This is a genomic window from Pseudomonas sp. MDV22-iso1 (assembly GCF_058145095.1).
Window position 1 is genome coordinate 31,228 of the sequence record NZ_JBYVMF010000005.1, and the last position, 20,044, is coordinate 51,271.

At 61.2% G+C, this 20,044-nt stretch carries 7 protein-coding genes; 3 read left to right on the top strand and 4 right to left on the bottom strand.

Annotation, left to right across the window (positions count from 1 at the left end; all coding sequences use genetic code 11):
- Window positions 1–470: 470 nt before the first annotated feature.
- Window positions 471–13,454 (bottom strand): non-ribosomal peptide synthetase, encoded by a 12,984-nt coding sequence (locus tag AC3ZVB_RS08035; RefSeq protein ID WP_490146261.1) that lies wholly within the window; start codon window positions 13,452–13,454, stop codon window positions 471–473.
- Between the two features lie 372 nt (window positions 13,455–13,826).
- Here AC3ZVB_RS08035 and AC3ZVB_RS08040 point away from each other — a divergent pair, with 372 nt between their 5' ends.
- Entirely contained in the window at window positions 13,827–14,375 is a 549-nt protein-coding gene (locus tag AC3ZVB_RS08040; protein ID WP_162436311.1) for an RNA polymerase factor sigma-70, read from the top strand.
- 153 nt (window positions 14,376–14,528) lie between these two features.
- Here AC3ZVB_RS08040 and AC3ZVB_RS08045 read toward each other — a convergent pair whose 3' ends face one another.
- From AC3ZVB_RS08045 to AC3ZVB_RS08055, 3 genes are all read right to left on the bottom strand, one after another.
- Window positions 14,529–15,542: a GNAT family N-acetyltransferase gene (locus tag AC3ZVB_RS08045; protein WP_490146262.1), complete on the bottom strand. Its 1,014-nt coding sequence runs from the start codon at window positions 15,540–15,542 to the stop codon at window positions 14,529–14,531.
- Window positions 15,543–15,639: 97 nt separating this feature from the next.
- The gene (locus AC3ZVB_RS08050; RefSeq protein WP_162436313.1) at window positions 15,640–16,449 is read right to left on the bottom strand and encodes a substrate-binding periplasmic protein; all 810 of its coding nucleotides are present in this window, start codon (window positions 16,447–16,449) and stop codon (window positions 15,640–15,642) included.
- 89 nt (window positions 16,450–16,538) lie between these two features.
- The gene (locus AC3ZVB_RS08055) at window positions 16,539–17,165 is read right to left on the bottom strand and encodes a TetR/AcrR family transcriptional regulator (RefSeq protein ID WP_490146263.1); all 627 of its coding nucleotides are present in this window, start codon (window positions 17,163–17,165) and stop codon (window positions 16,539–16,541) included.
- Between the two features lie 190 nt (window positions 17,166–17,355).
- Between AC3ZVB_RS08055 and AC3ZVB_RS08060 the strand changes: the two genes are divergently transcribed.
- On the top strand, window positions 17,356–19,146 hold the full coding sequence (locus tag AC3ZVB_RS08060) for an acyclic terpene utilization AtuA family protein (protein WP_490146353.1): 1,791 nt from the start codon (window positions 17,356–17,358) through the stop codon (window positions 19,144–19,146).
- A gap of 12 nt (window positions 19,147–19,158) precedes the next feature.
- A complete protein-coding gene (locus AC3ZVB_RS08065) occupies window positions 19,159–20,043 on the top strand; it encodes an SDR family oxidoreductase (protein ID WP_490146264.1) in 885 nt (294 codons plus the stop codon).
- Window position 20,044: the final 1 nt, after the last annotated feature.

Genomic DNA, 20,044 nt, shown 5'->3' on the forward strand with positions numbered 1-20,044 from the left:
CGATCGCGGCCTCATAGCCGACTCATATCTCCCTGATGCACCCGGATCAAACTGTAGGAGCGAGCCTGCTCGCGATCGCGGCCTCATAGCCGACTCATATCTCCCTGATGCACCCGGATCAAACTGTGGGAGCTGGCTTGCCGGCGATGGCGTCCTGGCAGGCGGTGTTGTTTTGATGGTGTACATATCCATTCCTGCGGTTACGGCTTCTATTGGTTTCGCCCTTACGGCGAGTCACTTGGAAAAGCCCCAAGTAACCAAACGCTCTTGCCCCTTTCGTCCGGAGCCTCGCCTGGGCTCGGCATACCCTCTCTCCGGTCCTGCTCCGTGGGCCCGCCGCCATCGGCCATCCATGGCCGGGGGCGGCTAACCCGGCATCCATGCCGGGTTGCCCACTGCGCAGAACCTGCGCTTGGCCTTCCGAGGCGGCAAGAAGATCAAAAGCAGAACAAAAGCAGAGCAAAAGCAAATTAAAACCCCTCCAGCTCTGCCATCAGATCATTCAGCCGATCCACTTTCTCCTCAGTCATATCGTTCACCGCCAGCCCATCGATGTACCCGGCCAGTTCCTCTACCGTGCTGCACTCGAACATTGCTCGCAGCGGTACATCGCGTTGCAGCACTTTCTGCACCCGTGACGCGATTTGCGTCGCCAATAGCGAATGCCCGCCCAGTTCGAAGAAGTTGTCGCGCACTCCAACTTTGTCGACCTTCAGCACTTCTGCCCAAATATCGGCCAGCGTCTGCTCCAGCCCGTTGCGCGGCGCCTGGTAGTCCTGGTTCTGCAATTGGCCGATTTCAAGCACCGGCAGGGCTTTGCGATCGAGCTTGCCGTTGGCGTTGAGCGGCATCCGGTCCAGCCATAGCCAGTGCAGCGGCACCATGTATTCAGGCAGTTCGGCGCGCAGGCGTTGTTTGATGCGCTCCAGGTGTTCGTTCGGTTTGAGCGTCGAATCAGCCGCTACCAGATAGCCGACCAGGTGCTTGCCATTGAAGCCGTCCTGGACGCCGACCGCCGCTTCGCGAATGTGCGGCTGTTCGTAAAGGCGCGCTTCGATTTCACCGAGCTCGATGCGGTAACCGCGAATTTTCACTTGATGGTCGATTCGCCCGACGTACTCCAGCACGCCGTCGCTGCGACGCCGGGCCAGGTCGCCCGTGCGATACAGACGATCCCCCGGCGCGCCAAACGGGTTCGGCACGAAGACTTGCGCGGTGCGCAGCGGATCGCTCACATAGCCACGTCCGACGCCCGTACCGGCAACGCACAACTCGCCCACCGCGCCCAGCGGCACCAGTTCCAGCGCGCCATCGAGCAGGTACAAACGGTTGTTGTCGGTCGGTGTACCGATCGGCAAATAGCTGCCGCGGGTCGAGGCCGGATCGACACGGAAAAACGCCACGTCATCCGAGCACTCCGCCGGACCATACGCATTCACCAGCCCGATATCCGGATAACGCAGCAGCCATTGATGGGCAAGCTCCGGCGGCATGGCCTCGCCCGTCGGCAGCATCCAGCGCAGGCCGTCGAGGCTCATTCGATCCTGGGCAAGCATGCCCTGGATCAGCGACGGCACGCTTTCCAGCACGGTGACGCCGTGTGCCGAAACGTGCGCCAGCAACCCCTGCGGATCGTGGGCGATGGTGTTCGGCACGATGTCGACCCGTGCGCCGAACAACGGCGCGGCGAGGAACTGCCAGACCGAAATATCGAAGCTTTGCGAAGCCGTCTGCGCGATCACGTCGGCATCGCTCAGGTCCAGGTACGGCACCTTGCTCAACTGGTTATTGAGCATGCCGCGCTGCTCGACCATCACGCCCTTGGGCAAGCCGGTGGAACCGGAGGTGTAAATCACATACGCCAGATTGTCCGGACCGCTGTAGAGGCCGGGATTGGTCACCGACGCGCCACTCGCCTGCACCTCTTCCCAGACCAGCAATCGAGGTCGAATGGCGCAGCCGCAGGCGTCCAGCAGCGCGACAGCCTGTTCACGGCACGCCTCTGTACACACCAGCAACGGCGTGCGACTCAGGTCGATGATCCGGCTCAGTCGCTGGCTTGGCAGCCCCGGATCCAGCGGCAGGTAACCCGCGCCGGCCTTGAAGCCGCCGATAATCATCCCGAGCAAATCGAGGTTACGTTCACCCAGCAACGCCACCGGTTGATCCAGCCCGACACCGGCCGCGATCAGGGCATGACCCAGCCGGTTACTGCGCTGGTTCAGTTCGGCGTAGCTGTGCTGTTGATCCAGGCAACTGGCGGCCACGCGCTGCGGATGCTGGGCAACCTGTGCTTCGAACAGCACTACGTAGCTCTGCTCCAGCGGATATTCGTGCTCGCTCTGATTGCAACCGTGGATCAGGAAATCCTCTTCCTCGGCCCCCAGCAGCGGCAAGTCCGCCATGTCGCCATGGAACCCCTCCACCAGCGCCAGCAGCAAGCGCTTGAACTCGCCGAGCATGCGTTCGACCGTGGCCTCATCGAAGAAACGCTGGTCGTAAGACAGGTGCAAGCCCAGGTCATCGCCTGGATAACACACGGCTGTGAGCGGGAAGTTGGTGTGGGTGCGTCCCGAATCCGAAGTCGCGTTAAGACTCTGGGCACGGTCCAGCACCGAGACTTCCACCGGGGCGTTTTCGAACACAAAAAGACTGTCGAACAGCGGCTGGCCCTTGGGCAGTTCGCTGGTTTCCTGAATGCTCACCAGCGGCAGGTACTCGTACTCGCGCAGCTGCATGTTGCTGTCGAGCAAGTCACTGAGCCACTGGCGAACGCTGCAACGCTGATCGTCTTCAGGCATTTTCACCCGCAGCGCAATGCTGTTGATGAACAGCCCGACCGTGCGCTGCATCGCCGGCATTTCCACCGGACGTCCAGCCACCGTGACGCCGAACAGCACATCACGATCACCGCTCAAACGCCGCAACACCAAGGCCCATGCCGCCTGGGCAAAGGTGTTGATGGTCAACTGATGGGCCTGGGCCAATTCGCGCAGTTGCGCACCGTCCCGGGCATCCAGTCGGGTGTAGCGATCGCCTACGATCATGCCGCCACTTTCACCGGCGTGTTCACGCAGGAAAGGCCGGTCACTCGGGATCGGCGTGGTCCGCTCGAAGCCGTGCAGATTGTTCTTCCACCACTGCCGAGCCTCTTCCAGGCTCTGGCGTTGCAGCCAGCCAATGTAGTCGCGATAGCGCGGCGGCACGGCCAGTTGTGCCTGGCGATTTTCGCCCAGGGCGGTGTAGATCTCGAAGAAATCGTTCATCAACAGCGAACGGCACCACGCATCGATGAGGATGTGGTGGTTGCTCATCATGAACCAGTAGCGCGCGGCGCCAACCCGGATCAGTCGCAGGTGGAACGGCGCCTGAACAAGCAGATCGAAACCGGCCTCGCGCTCGCTTTTAAGCAGTGCCTGCAGCTTCGGTTCTTGCTCGGTGTCGGCGACATCGGTCCAGTCCAGAAACTCGATCGGCGTGCTGCCCGGCTTGTGGATAACCTGCAGCATGTCTTCGCCGACGTTCCAGCAAAACGAGGCACGCAGGGCTTCGTGACGCGCGATCACCGCTTGCCAGGCTTCGGCAAAACGCTGCGGATCAAGTTGGCTGTTGATGCGATAACGGTCCTGCATGTAATACAGCCCGGTGCCCGGTTCCAGCAGGGTGTGCAGCAACATGCCTTCCTGCATCGGTGTCAGGGGATACACATCCTCGATGACCGCAGCGGGCACGGGCAGCGCGTCGAGTTGTGCCTGGGTCAGTCTGGCCAACGGGAAATCTGATGGCGTCAGGCCGCCCGCATCGTCGCGCAGGCAATGCTCGATCAGGGCTTGCAGCTCACCCAGATAGGCGTTCGCCAGCTCGGTGATGGTGTGCGGATCGTGGCGTTCGGCACTGAACGTCCAGCGCAATACCAGCTCGCCGCCGTAGACCTGACTGTCGACGCTCAGCTCGTTCGGCAGCGGTGCTTTCGGGTCATGGGCCGCGCCAACCGGCTCGCCCAGCGGACGGAACAACGCATCATCGGCAAAACTCTGGTCGAACTGGCCGAGGTAATTGAAGGTGATCTGCGCCGTCGGCAAAGCTGCCATGGCAGTACGGCACGAATCATCGGCGAGGTAGCGCAACACGCCATACCCCAGACCATTGTGCGGCACGGCACGCAGTTGCTCCTTGATCGCCTTAATCGAGTCGCCCTGGCTGTTCGCCGGTGTCAGCCGCAACGGATACGCACTGGTGAACCAACCCACGGTGCGGGTCAGATCGATGTCATCAAACAGGCTCTCACGGCCATGGCCTTCCAATTGAATCAAGGCGGATGCGTGACCGCTCCAGCGGCACAATACGCGAGCCAATGCAGTCAGCAGCAGGTCATTAACCTGAGTGCGATAGGCACTCGGCGCCTGCTGCAGCAACTGGCGTGTCTGTTCGCTGTCGAGGCGCACGCTGACCGTTTGCGCGTGACGGTGTTGACGTCCACCGTCAGGGCGGGCGCACGGCAACCCGGCGTGAGGACCTGCCAGGTTCGCCTGCCACCAGCTCAATTCCTCGCGCAGGGATTCGCTGCCGGCGTAAGCCTGCAAGCGTGCGGCCCAGTCCTTGAAGGCGCTGGTTTTCGCTGGCAGTTGCACCGTCTCCCGCAGGGGCAATTGGCGATAGGCCGTTTGCACATCGTCCAGCAAGACGCGCCACGAAACCCCGTCTACCACCAGGTGGTGAATGGCGATGAACAATCGCTGCTGGTCCTGTGGACCATCAACCAACAGCGCACGAACCAGGGGTCCCTGTTCGAGGTCGAGGCTGCGCTGGGCGTCGGCGAACAGCGCCGTGCACTGGTCCATGGATTTCACCCGTACTTGCCAGAGCACCGGGACGTCAGATTCAGCCTGGTGTTCGGCGCGCCATTGCCCGGCGGCGTTGGTGAAACGCAGGCGCAAGGCGTCGTGCTGTGCGATCACTGCCAGCAGCGCTTGCTCAAGACGATGAGGTTCCAGCGTCTCGGCCGGTTCCAGCAGCAAGGCCTGGTTCCAGTGTTGGCGCTCAGGGATCTCGCTGTCGAAGAACCAATGCTGGATCGGTGTCAGTCGCGATTCGCCCGTCAGCAAACCTTGCTCGGCAGTCACCTGCTCAGTGCGGGTCGCGACGGCAGCGAGGGTGTGCACCGTCTGGTGCTGGAACAGGTCCCGCGGGCTGAAGTGGATACCCTGTTGCCGTGCACGGCTGACCACCTGGATCGACAGGATCGAATCACCGCCCAGCTCGAAAAAGTTGTCATTGAGACCGACCTGCGGAACGTTCAACACGTGGCTCCAGATACCGGCCAAAGTCAGTTCCAGCGCGTTGCCTGGCGCCACGTACTGCTGACGGTTCAGCTCGGGGTCCGGCGCCGGCAACGCGCGGCGATCCAGTTTGCCGTTGGCGGTGAGCGGCCAGTGAGCCAGCAGGATCAGGTGCGTTGGCACCATGTAGTCCGGCAGCTGGGATTTGAGCTGAGCCTTGAGCGCGTCACGCAGCGAGGCCTGTTGCAAGTCATCCTGCGCGGCAGCATCGGTCAGCACGTAGCCGACCAATTGCTTCCCGCTGGGTGCATCAAGTGCAAGCACCACCGCCTCGCGCACGGTTTCATGCTCGAGCAAACGGGTTTCGATCTCGCCCAGTTCGATGCGGAAGCCACGGATTTTCACTTGATGGTCGATACGTCCCAGATACTCCACCAGTCCGTCGTCACGCTGGCGAACCAGGTCACCGGTGCGATACAGGCGCCCGCCATCGGCCGCAAACGGGTCTGCCACAAACCGCTCGGCCGTCATGCCCGGACGCCGGTGATACCCCTGCGCCAGACCGGCACCGCCAACGTACAACTCGCCGCTGGCACCTTGTGGCACCAGGGCCAGGTCGGCATCCAGGATGTAGGCCACACGAGCGCCGATCACGCTGCCGATCGGCACACTGCCCAGGCCTTCTTCCAATTGCTCCGGAGCCAGGCTGGCCAGCGGCATGACCACGGTTTCAGTCGGGCCATAGGCATTGAAGAACAGGCTCGGCTTGAACGCTGCACGAATGCGCTGCAGGTGTTCGCCAGTCAGTGCTTCACCACCGGTGATGCACATGCGCACTGGCAGGGTTTCGTTTTGGGTGGCCAGCCATTGCGCCAGTTGGCTACCGTAGCTCGGCGTGAAACCGAGAACGTTGATGTGGTGCTGGCGAATCAAGCCGCAGATTTCTTCCGCATCCCACTGTCCCTGAGCGCGCAATACGACCTGCGCGCCACTCAACAACGGCACGAGCAAGCGCTCGGTGGCGGCGTCGAAATTGATGGAATAGAAATGCAATTCGCAATCGTCCGGGCGCATCCCGAAGCGTTCGATCACGGCACGACAATGCATGGCGATTTCGCCGTGGGACACCACCACGCCTTTCGGTCTGCCGGTGGAACCCGAGGTGTAGATCAGGTACGCCTGATGCTGCGGCAGGCTGATGAATGGCAGCTCACTGGCCGGGTAATTCGCCAGTTCAGCGGCATCGTCTTCGAGGCACCAGCGCGCCACGCTCGCCGGCAGTTGGCCAAGCGCCTTGAACATCGCCGCATCGCTGAGCAGCAAACCGATGCCACTGTCTTCGATCATGTAATGCAAACGGTCCAGCGGATACTCAGGGTCCAGCGGCACATAGGCGCCGCCGGCCTTGAGGATCGCCAGTAGGCCGACAACCATGTCCAGCGACCGTTCAAGCGCCAGGCCGACGCGCACTTGCGGGCCGACACCGCGCTCGCGGAGCATCCAGGCCAGGCGATTGGCGCGACTGTCGAGTTCGGCATAGCTCAGGGTGTGCCCGGCGAACGTCAGTGCGGGCGCGTCTTTTCGAATCAGTGCCTGCTCGCTGAACAGGTGATGAATGCACTGGTCAAGACGATGCTCCCCCGGTTCGACACCAAGGCTGTCGAGCAACTGTTGCTGCTCAGTGGCTTCCAGCAATGGCAAGTCGCTGAGGCGCTGTTGCGGATCGCTGAGTAAGGCTTCGAGCAGGTTGCGCCAATGCCCGGCCATGCGCGCAATGCGTGGTTCGTCGAACAAATCGGTGCTGTAGGTCAGGCAGCAACCGAGCCGATGATCGAGGTCGGTGACTTCCAGATTAAGGTCGAACTTGGTCGCACGCGCATCATTGGCCAGGTACTCGACGGTCATGCCCGCCAGGGTACGACTCTGCTGGAATTCCCAGCGCTGGACGTTGCACATTACCTGGAACAGGGGGTTGTAAGCCGTGCTACGCGGTGGCTGCAAGGCTTCCACCAAGTGATCAAACGGCAGGTCTTGATGGGACTGGCCTTCGATGACGGCATGGCGGACCTGATCGAACAATTCGCCAACGGACATCTGGCCGTCGAGCTGGCAACGCAGCACCTGTGTATTGAGGAAAGCCCCAATCAGCCCTTCGCTTTCCGGACGAATCCGGTTGGCCACCGGCGCGCCAATGCGCAAGTCGGTCTGGCCACTGTAGCGGTAAAGCAGCACCGCCAATGCGGCCGTCATGGTCATGAACAGGGTCAGGCCGTTCTGCGCATTGAAGGCTCGAACCCGTGCGGCAAGGTCATCACTCAAGTCGAAACGGAACAACTCGCCCTGATGGCTTTGCACCGGCGGACGCGGGCGGTCGGAGGGCAATTCCAGCAATGGGTGTTTGCGACCCAACTGCCCGGTCCAGTAGTCCAGTTGACGCTGGCGTTCACCAGACTCCAGCCACTGACGCTGCCACACGCTGTAGTCGAGGTATTGCACCGGCAGCGGCGCCAGCGGCGATTCGCGGTCCTCCACCAGGGCTTCGTAGAGCGCGCTCAATTCCCGGGCAAAGATATCCATCGCCCAGCCTTCGGTGACGATGTGGTGCAGGGTCAGCACCAGGTAATGTTCCAGCTCGTCAGTCTTGACCAGGCACGCGCGAAGCAGCGGCCCGGTTTCCAGATTGAAAGGTTTGTGCGCTTCGTCGTCAGCCAGTTGCTGGACCTGCCATTCACGACCTCCAGCATCCAGCGCAGTGAAATCCTTAAACTCCATGCGCATGCCGATGTGCTCATGCACCTGTTGCCTGGCCACACCGTCGACGCTCGGAAACGTGGTGCGCAGGGTTTCGTGGCGCAGGATCAACGCCTGCAACGCCGCCTCGAAGCGCCCGACATCCAGCACCCCGCGCAATCGCGCCATGCCACCGACGTTGTAAGCCGGGCTGTCCGGTTCCATCTGCCAGAGGAACCACATGCGCTGCTGGGAATAGGACAAGGGCACCGGTTGGCTGCGGTCGACTTTTTCAATCGGTGGTTGCTGGTTGGTTTTGCCACTGGCCTGGATCAACCGGACCTGTTCAGCAAACGCACCCAGCTCGCTGTTCTCGAACAACGCTCGCAACGGTAACTCGACATCGCAGGCCTGACGTGTGCGAGAAATGATTTGCGTGGCGAGCAACGAATGACCGCCCAGGGCAAAGAAGTCGTCGCGCAGACCGATTTGCGCAAGACCCAGCACTTCGCGCCAGATGCCGGCGATCTTTTGTTCCAGATCGCTGACCGGTTCGACGTGCTCGCGAACCTGCCAGTGCGGTTCAGGCAAGGCCCGGCGATCGAGTTTGCCGCTCGGGCTCAGGGGCATTTCGTCCAGCCGCATCAATTGCGCCGGGACCATGTATTCAGGCAACTCGGCCGCCAATGCGGCGTGCAGGCGCTGGTTTTGTGCATCGATTTCTTCGCAGAAACCCGTGCTCGTGTAATAGCCAATCAACTGTCCACCGGCCGACGTTTCACGCACCAGGACGACGGCTTGAGCGACGCCGTCCTGAGCCAGCAACCGCGCCTCGATTTCTTCCGGCTCGACACGAAAACCGCGCAACTTGACCTGCTGATCGAGACGACCGAGGTATTCGATAACGCCCTCTGCGGTCCAGCGTGCCCGATCGCCGGTGCGGTACAGGCGGGCGCCCTGCTCGCCCAGCGGATCCACGACAAAACGCTCGGCGGTCAACGAAGGACGTCCCAAATACCCTCGGGCCAGACCGATACCACTGATGCACAACTCACCCGGCACACCGGCCGGCACGGGATTGAGTTCGTGGTCGAGCACCCGGCAGACAACGTTGTCCAACGGTCGGCCAATCGGCGAACGCTCGCCGTCGGCGAAGGTGCACTGCCAATGGGTGACGTTGATCGCGGTTTCGGTCGGGCCATAACGGTTGTGCAATTGCACCGCTGGCAGCTGTTCCAGCACGCGATTACGCAGCTCCGCGGGCAATGCTTCACCCCCGGAAAATACCCGGCGCAGGCTGGTGCATTCGGCGGTGAGCGGTTCGTCGATGAACAACGAAAGCAGCGAAGGAACGAAGTGCAGTGTGGTGACGCCGTAGGCTTGAACCAACTGGGCAATGCGGTGCGGGTCGCGGTGTTCGCCAGGGCCGGCGATCAGCAAACGTGCCCCCGTTATCAGCGGCCAGAAGCACTCCCACACCGACACGTCAAAACTGATCGGCGCCTTTTGCATCAGCACGTCGGTATCGTTCAGGCGATAAGTGGACTGCATCCATTGCAGCCGCTCGGCGAGGGCGGCGTGGGTATTGCCGACGCCCTTGGGCTGGCCGGTGGAACCGGAGGTGTAAATCACGTAGGCCAGGTTGTCGCCGTGCAAGTGCAGGCCCGGTGCGTGACTCGGCCAGCTTTCCAGGTGCAGGGTGTCCATGGCGATCACGCTGACGCCTGCGGTGGCCGGCAAGCGATCGAGCAATTCGGTCTGGGTCAGCAGCAATTCAACGCCGCTGTCGCTGAGCATGTAGGCCAGGCGTTCGGCGGGGTAATCAGGATCCAGTGGAACGTAGGCGCCACCGGCCTTGATGATCGCCAGCAGGCCGATCAACAGCTGCGGCGAACGCTCGGCGGCAATCGCCACGCACACATCCGGGCCGACGCCTTTGTCACGCAGGTAATGCGCCAGCCGGTTGGCCTGGGTGTGCAGTTGCGTGAAATCCAGGCTGCCGCCGCCCCAGATCAGCGCGATGCGCTCCGGGGTCAGCCGCGCCTGCTCGCTGAGTTGTTCCGGGAGCCACTGGCTGGCCGGTGTACACGGTGCAACGCTCCACGTTGCCTGGTGTTGTTGCTCGCTTGGTGACAGCAGCTGCAAGTCACCGATGGCGCTTTGCGGTCGCTCGCAAACGTCCCGCAGCAGGGTGCTGAAATGCTCCGCCAGGCGCTCGATGGTGGCGCTGTCGAACAGCTCACTGGCGTAATCGAAGGACAGGCGCAGACGCCCTTTGGCATCTTCTTCGCTGTGCAATTGCAGGTCGAACTTGGCTTCACGACTGTGCCACGGCAGTTCTTCTGCCAGCAATCCAGGCAGCCGGCGCAGCGCGCTCAGGTCACGCTGCTGATGGTTGAACATGACCTGGAACAGACCTTGTTCCCGAGCATGGGGGAAGGTTTCGAGCAGCTGTTCGAACGGCAAGTCCTGATGCGCCTGGGCGCCCAAGGCCGCGTGACGGGTTTGCGCCAGCAACTCAACGAACGGCAGCCGCGCATCCACCTCGGCGCGCATCACTTGGGTGTTGATGAAGAACCCGATCAGTCCCTGTGTTTCCAGTCGAGGACGGTTGGCATTGGGCACGCCGATGCGGATGTCGCACTTACCGCTGTAGCGATGCAACAGACTCTGGAAGGCGGCAAGCAACAACATGAACGGCGTCGATTCATGGGCATGGGCCGTCCGGCGAATGGCGTCGCTGAGGGTCGTCGCCAGCTTGATCGAATGACGGGCTGCAGGTTGGCTTGGCTTTTTTGAACGGGGATGATCAGTGGCCAGATTCAGGGTCGGATGTTCAGTCCCCAACTGCGCTTTCCAGTAGGCCAATTGTCGCTCACCCTCCCCTTGTGCCAGCCATTGGCGCTGCCAGCTGCCGTAATCGGCGTACTGGGTCGACAAGGGGGCAAGCGCTGCGGTTTGCCCCTGGGAGGCGGCGGCGTAGACCCGCGAGAACTCGTCGATCAATACGTTCAGCGACCAACCGTCGGCGATGATGTGGTGCATCGTCACCAGCAGCTGATGGTCCTCATCATCCAGGCGCACCAGGGTCACCCACAGCAGCGGACCTTTCTCCAGATCGAATTGGGTATGGGCTTCGTCTTCACGAATCTGCTGCGCGCGCGCCTCTCGCTCGCTGGCTGGCAAGTCGCTGATGTCGATCAGTTGCAGGTTGAACGCGCCGGGCGCGTCGATCTGTTGCAGCGCCACGCCATCACGTTCGAAGAAGCGCGTGCGCAGGGATTCGTGGCGTTCGATCAGTTGCTGGAAACTGGCGCGCAGTGCGTCTTCGTCCAGTTCGCCACGTAAACGCAAAGCTCCCGGAATGTTGTAAGCGCTGCTCTGCGGGTCGAGCTGCCAGGTGATCCACAAGCGGTTTTGCGCAAGGGACTGCGGCATCGGTTCACTGCGCGACAGCGTGGAGATTGCGCCTTGAGCCAGTCCGCCGTCCTGTTGTTGGCGGGCGACGGCGTCGGCGAATGCGCCCAGGGTCGGGGCCTCGAACAACAAGCGCAGGTTCAGCTCAAGACCGAGTTCTTCACGCAGCCGCGCGACCACCTGAGTCGCCGCAATGGAGTTGCCACCGAGCAGGAAGAAGTGATCATCGGCCTCGACCTGCTTCACCTGCAATTGCTCGCACCAGATCTGACCGATCAGGGTGTGCAGCTCGACAGCGAACTCGCTTTGCCCGACCCTGGCGCTGACCGCTGAAGGAAACAGCGCGTAATGGTCGAGACTGTCGTCCGCCAATCGAATACGGCACGCCGCTCGTTGCAACTTGCCGCTGGAAGTTTTCGGCAGCGCACCGGGATTGAGCAACGCCACGACGCTTGGCGCCTCTTGATACGCCTCCGCCACCGCTTGGCGAATGGCTTTGATCAACGCTTCGGGCGGCAGGATCTTCTGCACGCTGCGGCTGATTTCCGCGGCGATCCCGATGCCCTCCTGACCGTCGACCGTGACGGCAAACGCGGCCACCCGACCTTTGCGCACGACCTCGACTTCGCGTTCGATGGTCTGTTCGATGTCTTGCGGGTACAGGTTGTGACCGCGAACGATGAGCATGTCTTTCAGACGACCGGTGATGAACAGTTCGCCGTCGCGCATGAACCCCAGATCGCCAGTGCGCAGCCAGGTGCGCCCGGCGTGCTGGACGAAGGTCTTGGCGCTGGCTTCGGGATTGCGCCAGTAGCCCTGGGCGATGCTCGGACCGGCGGCCCAGACTTCGCCAACGCTGTTGTCAGCCAGTTCGTTGAGCGCCTGCGGGTCGACAATCAGCACCGCGTGATCCGGCTGGCTGATGCCGCAACTCATGATCGAACTGCCCTCGCCCGGCTCGGCCCGATTCTGCGCCAGCGCTTGATCATCGACGCGCAGAGTGCCGATGCCATGGCCGCGTGGGCTGCCGGCGACGAACAGCGTCGCTTCGGCCAAACCGTAGGACGCCATGAAACTGTCCGGGGTAAAACCGCAGGCAGCAAACTTGGCCGCGAAGCGTTCCAGGGTGTCGAGACGAATCGGTTCGGAACCGGAATACGCCACGCGCCAGCCGCTGAGATCAAGCCGTTGCAGTGCCGACTCGCTGACCCGCTCGCTGCACAGGCGATAAGCAAAATCCGGCCCGCCGCTGATGGTGCCGCCGTACTCGCTGATCGCTTCGAGCCAGCGCAACGGCCGACCGAGGAAGTACGCCGGCGACATCAACACGCAAGGCACGCCACTGAAAATCGGCTGCAACAGACCGCCGATCAAGCCCATGTCGTGGTACAGCGGCAACCAGCTGACAATCACATCGTCGGGGTTCAGATCAATGCCGAAACCGTGGCGAATCAACAACTCGTTCGCCACCAGATTACCGTGGCTGACTTGCACGCCTTTGGGCAGCGCCGTGGAACCGGAGGTGTACTGCAGAAAGGCAATGTGATCGGCCGGCAGATCCGGCGCGCGCCAGCTATCCGCCAACGCCGGGGCGAGGCTATCGACGCAGAGCAACGCTGGCGCACCTTCGATCTGCAACAAGGCGTCGCGCAGACTCGTACTGGTCAGCAGCAGCCGTGGTTCGGCATCGCTGATGATCGACAGCAAGCGTTCCTGATGATGACGGCGGGTTGACTCTGGCGGATACGCCGGGACCGCGATCACGCCGGCATACAGGCACCCGAAGAAGGCGGCGACATAGTCCGGGCCGCTTGGAAACAACAACACTGCGCGATCGCCAAACTCAGCCTCGGCCTGCAGCGCCCCCGCAATGACCCGGGCCCGCCGATCCAGCTCGCGATAACTCAGTACCACCGCTTGATCCGGGGTTTCGGCGAGAAACCGCAAGGCCACCCGATCCGGCGTCAGGGCCGCGCGGCGCTGAAGGGCTTGGACCAGATTGCTTGGGAGTTCGAACGCGTCGGTCATGGGGTTTCCTGCCAGATGTGGGCTTGCAAATGGAATCGGTTTTCTTACGTCACGCCCCATTCGAGGCATGCAGGACGCGGTCTTCGCCGACCGCGCAAGGCATTGGGAATGCTGATTTGGCCAGGGCTGTACGTCCGAGCCATTCACCAAGGAGAACGGATGGGATCTTGAAATAATTAGTCATACGGCCGATCGCCAACGGGGCTGGCGTGCGTCAGCGTGTCGCAGTTCTCAAAACGCACCTTTGCGGAGCATTAATTCTCTTTCTCAATTGACAATCATTATCATTCAACATAATTTGTCGCTCGATGTGTAGGGCAGCCCAGATCTTTCGCGCCGCCCCACTAACCTCTTTGCAGCAGGGTGTTTTCCATGACGGAACAAGTATCCACAAGCAGGTGCGACTCACCGTTACTTCAGGCATTCGTCGACAATCGACTGATTCTGGTCAAGATTGCAGCGCGCATTACCGGTTGCCGGTCCCGCGCTGAAGACGTGGTGCAGGATGCGTTCTTCAGGCTGCAATCCGCACCGCAGATCACATCGTCCTTCAAGGCGCAGCTCAGTTACCTGTTCCAGATCGTGCGCAACCTGGCGATCGATCACTACCGCAAGCAGGCGTTGGAGCAGAAGTATTCCGGCCCTGAAGAGGAAGGGTTGAACGTGGTGATTCAAGGTGCTTCGCCGGAAACCTCGCACATCAATTTCTCGACCCTGGAAAACATCGCCGATGCGCTGACGGAGCTGCCGACCCGCACCCGTTACGCGTTCGAGATGTACCGCTTGCACGGTGTGCCGCAAAAAGACATCGCCAAGGAACTGGGCGTCTCGCCGACGCTGGTGAACTTCATGATTCGCGATGCGCTCGTGCACTGCCGCAAGGTGTCGGGGAATCGTGCGGACACGTTTGCTCGTCGCTGAAACCTGCAAATTTGCGTCGCCCCTATCGCGAGCAGGCTCACTCCTGCATTAAATCTGCGGTGTTCACGGATTTCGTGTTCACAACAGATTCAAGGTGGTGAGCCTGCTCGCGATGGCGGCCCCGGGATCAATCATGATCCCGAGCCTCACACCTCAAACCAGCTCACACCGCTCAAAAAACCGCTCGCGCCCCAACACCATCAACGCGGCGCGCTTATGCGGAAAGTCGAACTCTTTCTCGCAGTAAAAACGCTGCGCCTGCAGGTACTCGATCATCTTTGCGTTATCCGCACGCGGCTCGGCGACTACTCGCTGGGTGCGTGGATCATCGAGAAACAGGTAGTGCGTCAGCGCCGATAACCAGCTCGCCACCTTGTGTGGGCCACGGTGTGTTTCTTCACCGACCAGCATGTGGATACCCCGGTCGTAATCGGCGGCGTCATAGAACGGCGCGATGCGATCTTCCTTGGCCCAGTAGGCTTCAAAATAGGCAAATGGCTGATCATCGAAACAACCGATCAACGTCAGCGTGTGCGGGTCGGACTCGAGTTTGCTCAGGTATTCGCGATGCTGTTCGAGGCTGCCCTCCTCCTGCCAGAAGCTCGCCACGCGCGCACTGTTCTGCCAGCGATTGAACCGCTCAAGATCGTGGTCAATGTCAACAGTGCGTAACGAGATCCAGCCGCCCAGTCGCGCATCAAACCGGCGATACACCTCACCATGGGGTTTCACCGCGCGCAACGGGTGGCGCTTGCCGGCGCTGATGATCATCTGCCGGGGAAAACTGTGGGCCCGCGCTTGCGTCAGCCACGGCTGGGTCAGTTGCCAAAACAGTGCGCGCTCGCAGCGGTACTCACCGGGTACGTCGGTGGTGATCAGCAAGCCGCTGAGCAGCGCCTCATCGGGCACGTCATCGAGCAACCAGGTCAGGCGCTGGCAAGCAGGGTCGCGGGCGAACAACCAGTAACAGGCGGCCCGGATCGCGTCGGCGTCCGGGCGTTTGAAGCCCTCCTCGACCTGCACCTGTAACTCAGGCTTTGGATTCAGACGCAGATGGATCAACGGCTGTCCCGCCAGGCTGAGGACCAGTCGGTTTTCGGTTTCATCCGCTACAAGATGGCTGCCTGACGGTAAAGCCAGGGCGATCAGGTCATTCAGAATTGGCATGGGAGCGCTCACGATAATCGTCGACAGTTCAACGAGGTGACGTGAGCCGGTCAGGGAAATTTAAGAGAAGTCGCGAATTCACGACCCATGGCGCAATTCAGTTGCCAGGCACCGGCACCACGGCGATTTTGTAGGGCGAAAAAATCCTCAGCATCGCGCCGTTATCGCGTAAACCTTGCAGCAACTTGCCAAAGGCTTCGCCACTGATGGGCGCAGAGGGCCGCAGGATCGCGTAGTGGTGATAGACCTGATCGACGCGGTCGGACACCAGTAACTGATCGCCGACTTTGTCGTTGCGCAACAGGTAATCACTCAGGTAAGAGCGTGTCACCAGTGCGATGTCTGCGCGGCCCCGCAGGACCATCAGCAAGTTGCTGTCATGGGAATAGGTCAGCGTCGCGTTGTAGTTGTGCGCCAGCAATTTCGGGTCGGCATTGAAGTTGGCGAACTCGTAGTGATAGCCGCTGAACAACGCCAAACGTTTGCCGGCAAGGTCGGAAAAATAGGACTGAGGTCGGTCGGGCTGGCGTTGCGCGACAAAGATTTCGGCATCTTCCAGCCCCATATCGACGGTGACGTGGGGAATGTCCTTCCAGCCCCAATCGGGGTTTTCGAAAATCGCCATGTCCACCCGACCTTGCTTGAAGTCCCCGAAGCGGCGGGGAATCGAGGTCGGTACCAACGCAAACTGGTAGTCGGTTTGCGAGGCGTTGAGGGCCTCGATCAATTGCGGCAACAGGCCGGTGTCGGCCCCCATCTCGGGGCGCACGGTATAAGGAGGAAAATGGGCAGCGCCGACGCGCACCAGCTGTCCAGCCTGGGACGGCACTGTCCATGACACAGCGAGCAATAACGCCGCGAGCGCCGCCAGTGAAAATCGCGAGGCCGTCTGAATTGGCGAGCACATCAAACAACCTACTCCCGAAAATGACACATCAATGCATTCAAACTAGGCGGTTTCACCCACTTAGCCAGTTTCCTACTGGCCAAATAGCACTATTGTTCCTCTTCCAGCACCAGAATCAACGCCTCATCGGCTAATTGATCAAGGCTCATGCTGCCACCGGCACGGAACCAAGTGGTGGTCCATGACAGCGCACCGGTCAGGAACCGGCGGGTAATGAATACATCGCCGCGAATGAAACCGGCGTCTTTGGCCTCGCCCAATACTTGCAGCCAGAGGTCTTCATAAATATCGCGCAACGCCAGAACTTGCGCCTGGCCTTCTTCGGACAACGAGCGCCATTCATACACCAGCACCGCCATGGCCTCGCCGCTGCCGCCCATGATCGACTGCAATTCGCATCGGATCAGCGCCAGCACCCGCTCGCGCACACTGTCGGACTCGGCCAGTGCCGCGCGCATCAGCGCAGTGTTGTAGCGAATGGTCTCTTCCATCACCGCACGCAGGATTTCGTCCTTGCTTTTGAAGTGATGAAAAATGCTGCCCGACTGAATGCCCACGGCGCCCGCCAGATCACGCACCGTGGTGCGCTCATAACCTTTGTTGCGAAACAGGTGAGCCGCCACTTGCAGCAGTTTGCCGCGGGCGCTGTCCGGGTCGGTCAACTGGCCGTTGTCGACCAATTCGCGCATGACCTTGAGGGCTTTTTGTTCGTCCACCCGTTCTCTCCTACAGTCGTTCAATCAAATACGCCCATCGCCACTAAAACAGCGGGGTTGCGCGGGCAATTTAAGCTGGCGATGACAACCAAGCAAGCGCTTGGGAAGAAGTAAATCGAGGCATTTACAAACCAAGCGCTTGCTTGGTAGTCTCGAACCACTGCTGTCGGAGGTGACTATGGAGATGACTGTGCCTGAAACCATTCGCATCGGATGCGCCAGCGCGTTCTGGGGTGACACGTCGACTGCCGCTGCTCAGTTGGTGGAGGGAGGACGCCTGGACTACCTGGTGTTCGATTATCTGGCCGAAATCACTTTGTCGATCATGGCCGGCGCGCGGATGAAAGACCCGCAGGCCGGGTACGCCAGCGACTTTATTGAAGTGCTCAGCCCGCTCCTCCCACAGCTCGCCGAGCAAAAAATCCGCGTCATCAGCAATGCTGGCGGAATCAACCCGCAAGCCTGCGCCGCCGCCCTGCAAGCGGCCTGCGACAAGGCGGGCGTGGCATTGAAGATCGCCGTGCTGCTGGGCGATGACTTGCAGCCACAGTTCAAACAGCTGAGCACTCAGGGTTTGCGTGAAATGTTCACCGACGCTCCGCTGCCAGCGATGTGCGTCTCGACCAATGCCTACCTCGGCGCACCGGGTATCGTCGAGGCCTTGCGGTTGGGCGCGGACATCGTGATCACCGGACGCGTGGTCGATAGCGCCGTGGTCAGCGCTGCGCTGGTGCATGAATTCGGCTGGTCCTGGCACGATTACGACAAACTCGCCCAAGCCGCACTGGCGGGTCACCTCATTGAATGCGGCGCGCAGTGCACCGGCGGCAACTTCACTGATTGGCGTGAAGTACCCGACTACGAACACATCGGTTTTCCCATCGTCGAAGTCAGCGCTGACAGCCAGTTCACCGTGAGCAAACCCGAAGGTTCCGGCGGCCTCGTCACCCCGCTGAGCGTAGGTGAACAGATGCTCTATGAAATCGGCGACCCGCAGGCCTATCTGTTGCCCGACGTGGTCTGCGATTTTACTCAGGTCAAACTGGTGCAGCAGGGCAAAAACACGGTGCAGGTCCACGGTGCCAAAGGCTTGCCCCCAACCGATCACTACAAGGTCAGCGCGACCTACCCGGACGGTTTCCGTTGCACCGCCAGTTGCCTGATCGCCGGCATTGATGCGGTCGACAAAGCCCGCCGTGTCAGCGACGCGATCATCAACAAGACGGCGGAGATTTTCCTCCAGCGCGGTTGGGCGCCGTATAGCGAAGTGAACATCGAGCTGCTCGGCAGCGAAGCCACTTACGGTCCTCATGGCCAGCGTCAGGACAGTCGCGAGGTGGTGATCAAACTCGCGGTGCGCCACCCGAACAAACAGGCGCTGATCGTGTTCTCCCGGGAAATCGCCCAGGCCGCTACCGGCATGGCGCCAGGGCTGACCGGGATCGTCGGCGGTCGGCCGACGGTGTATCCGGTGATCCGGCTGTTTTCGTTTTTGATCGATAAAACCGCCTGCACTCTGGCCATCGACCTGGCCGGAAAACGCCACCCTTGCACCCTGCCCGACGGCGATTTCCTCGACACCGATGATTTGCCTGTGCCCCTCGACCCGCCCAAACCTGCCGGCCGCGCTGACGCCAGTGTGGCGCTGGTGAAGCTGGCGGTTGCGCGCTCCGGAGACAAGGGCAATCACAGCAATATCGGGGTCATGGCCCGCGCGCCGGAGTACCTGCCGTGGATCGCCGAAGCACTGACGCCGGAGGTGATCGTGGACTGGATGAGCCATGTCCTCGACCCGGTCCACGGACGTGTCGAGCGCTGGTATCTGCCGGCCACTCACAGCCTTAATTTTCTCCTGGAAAATGCCTTGGGCGGCGGTGGCGTGGCCAGCTTGCGCATCGATCCACAAGGCAAAGCATTCGCTCAGCAACTGTTGGACATCCAGATTCCGGTGCCGCAAAGCATCGCTGACCAGGTCAACTAGAGGACCACCACCGTGGCCTACGATTCGATATTCAAAACCGATCTGTTTGCGGGTCAAACCATTATCGTCACCGGCGGCGGTAGCGGTATCGGACGCTGCACCGCTCATGAACTCGCGGCCCTTGGCGCCCATGTGCTGGTGGTCGGGCGCAAAGTCGACAAGCTCAAACAGGTTGCCGCCGAAATCGTCGAAGACGGCGGCAAGGCTGACTGGCACGTGTGCGACATACGCGAGGAAGAAACGGTCAAGCACCTGGTCAGCGAGTTGATCCGAGAGCACGGGCCTATCCATGGCCTGGTCAATAATGCGGGGGGACAATTTCCCTCCGCACTCGCTTCGATCAATCAGAAGGGTTTCGAAACCGTGATGCGCACCAACCTGGTGGGTGGTTTCCTGATGGCCCGGGAAGTGTTCAATCAATCCATGAGCAAGCATGGCGGCGCGATCGTCAACATGCTCGCGGACATGTGGGGCGGCATGCCCGGCATGGGCCACTCGGGCGCCGCACGTTCGGGCATGGACAACCTGACCAAGACCGCCGCGTTCGAATGGGGGTATGCCGGCGTGCGGGTGAATGCGGTGGCGCCGGGCTGGATCGCGTCGAGCGGTATGGACACCTACGAAGGCGCGTTCAAGGCCGTCATCCCGACCTTGCGCGAACACGTACCGCTCAAACGCATCGGCACCGAATCGGAAGTCAGCGCAGCCATCGTCTTTTTGCTCAGCCCCGCGGCGGCGTTTATCAGCGGCAGCACGCTGCGCATCGACGGTGCGGCGAGTCTGGGCGGTCGGGCCTGGCCGATTCACAAGGCGCAGAACAGCGAGTCCTATAACGGCTTTCATCGGGCGTACTTGCCCGATGTACTGCAGCCAGACGCCCCCAAGGACAAGGAATAAA

Excerpts from the sequence above, each read along its gene's own strand:
- AC3ZVB_RS08035 (WP_490146261.1), bottom strand. The coding sequence starts at position 13,454 with ATGACCGACGCGTTCGAACTCCCAAGCAATCTGGTCCAAGCCCTTCAG.
- AC3ZVB_RS08040 (WP_162436311.1), top strand. The coding sequence starts at position 13,827 with ATGACGGAACAAGTATCCACAAGCAGGTGCGACTCACCGTTACTTCAG.
- AC3ZVB_RS08045 (WP_490146262.1), bottom strand. The coding sequence starts at position 15,542 with ATGCCAATTCTGAATGACCTGATCGCCCTGGCTTTACCGTCAGGCAGC.
- AC3ZVB_RS08050 (WP_162436313.1), bottom strand. The coding sequence starts at position 16,449 with ATGTGCTCGCCAATTCAGACGGCCTCGCGATTTTCACTGGCGGCGCTC.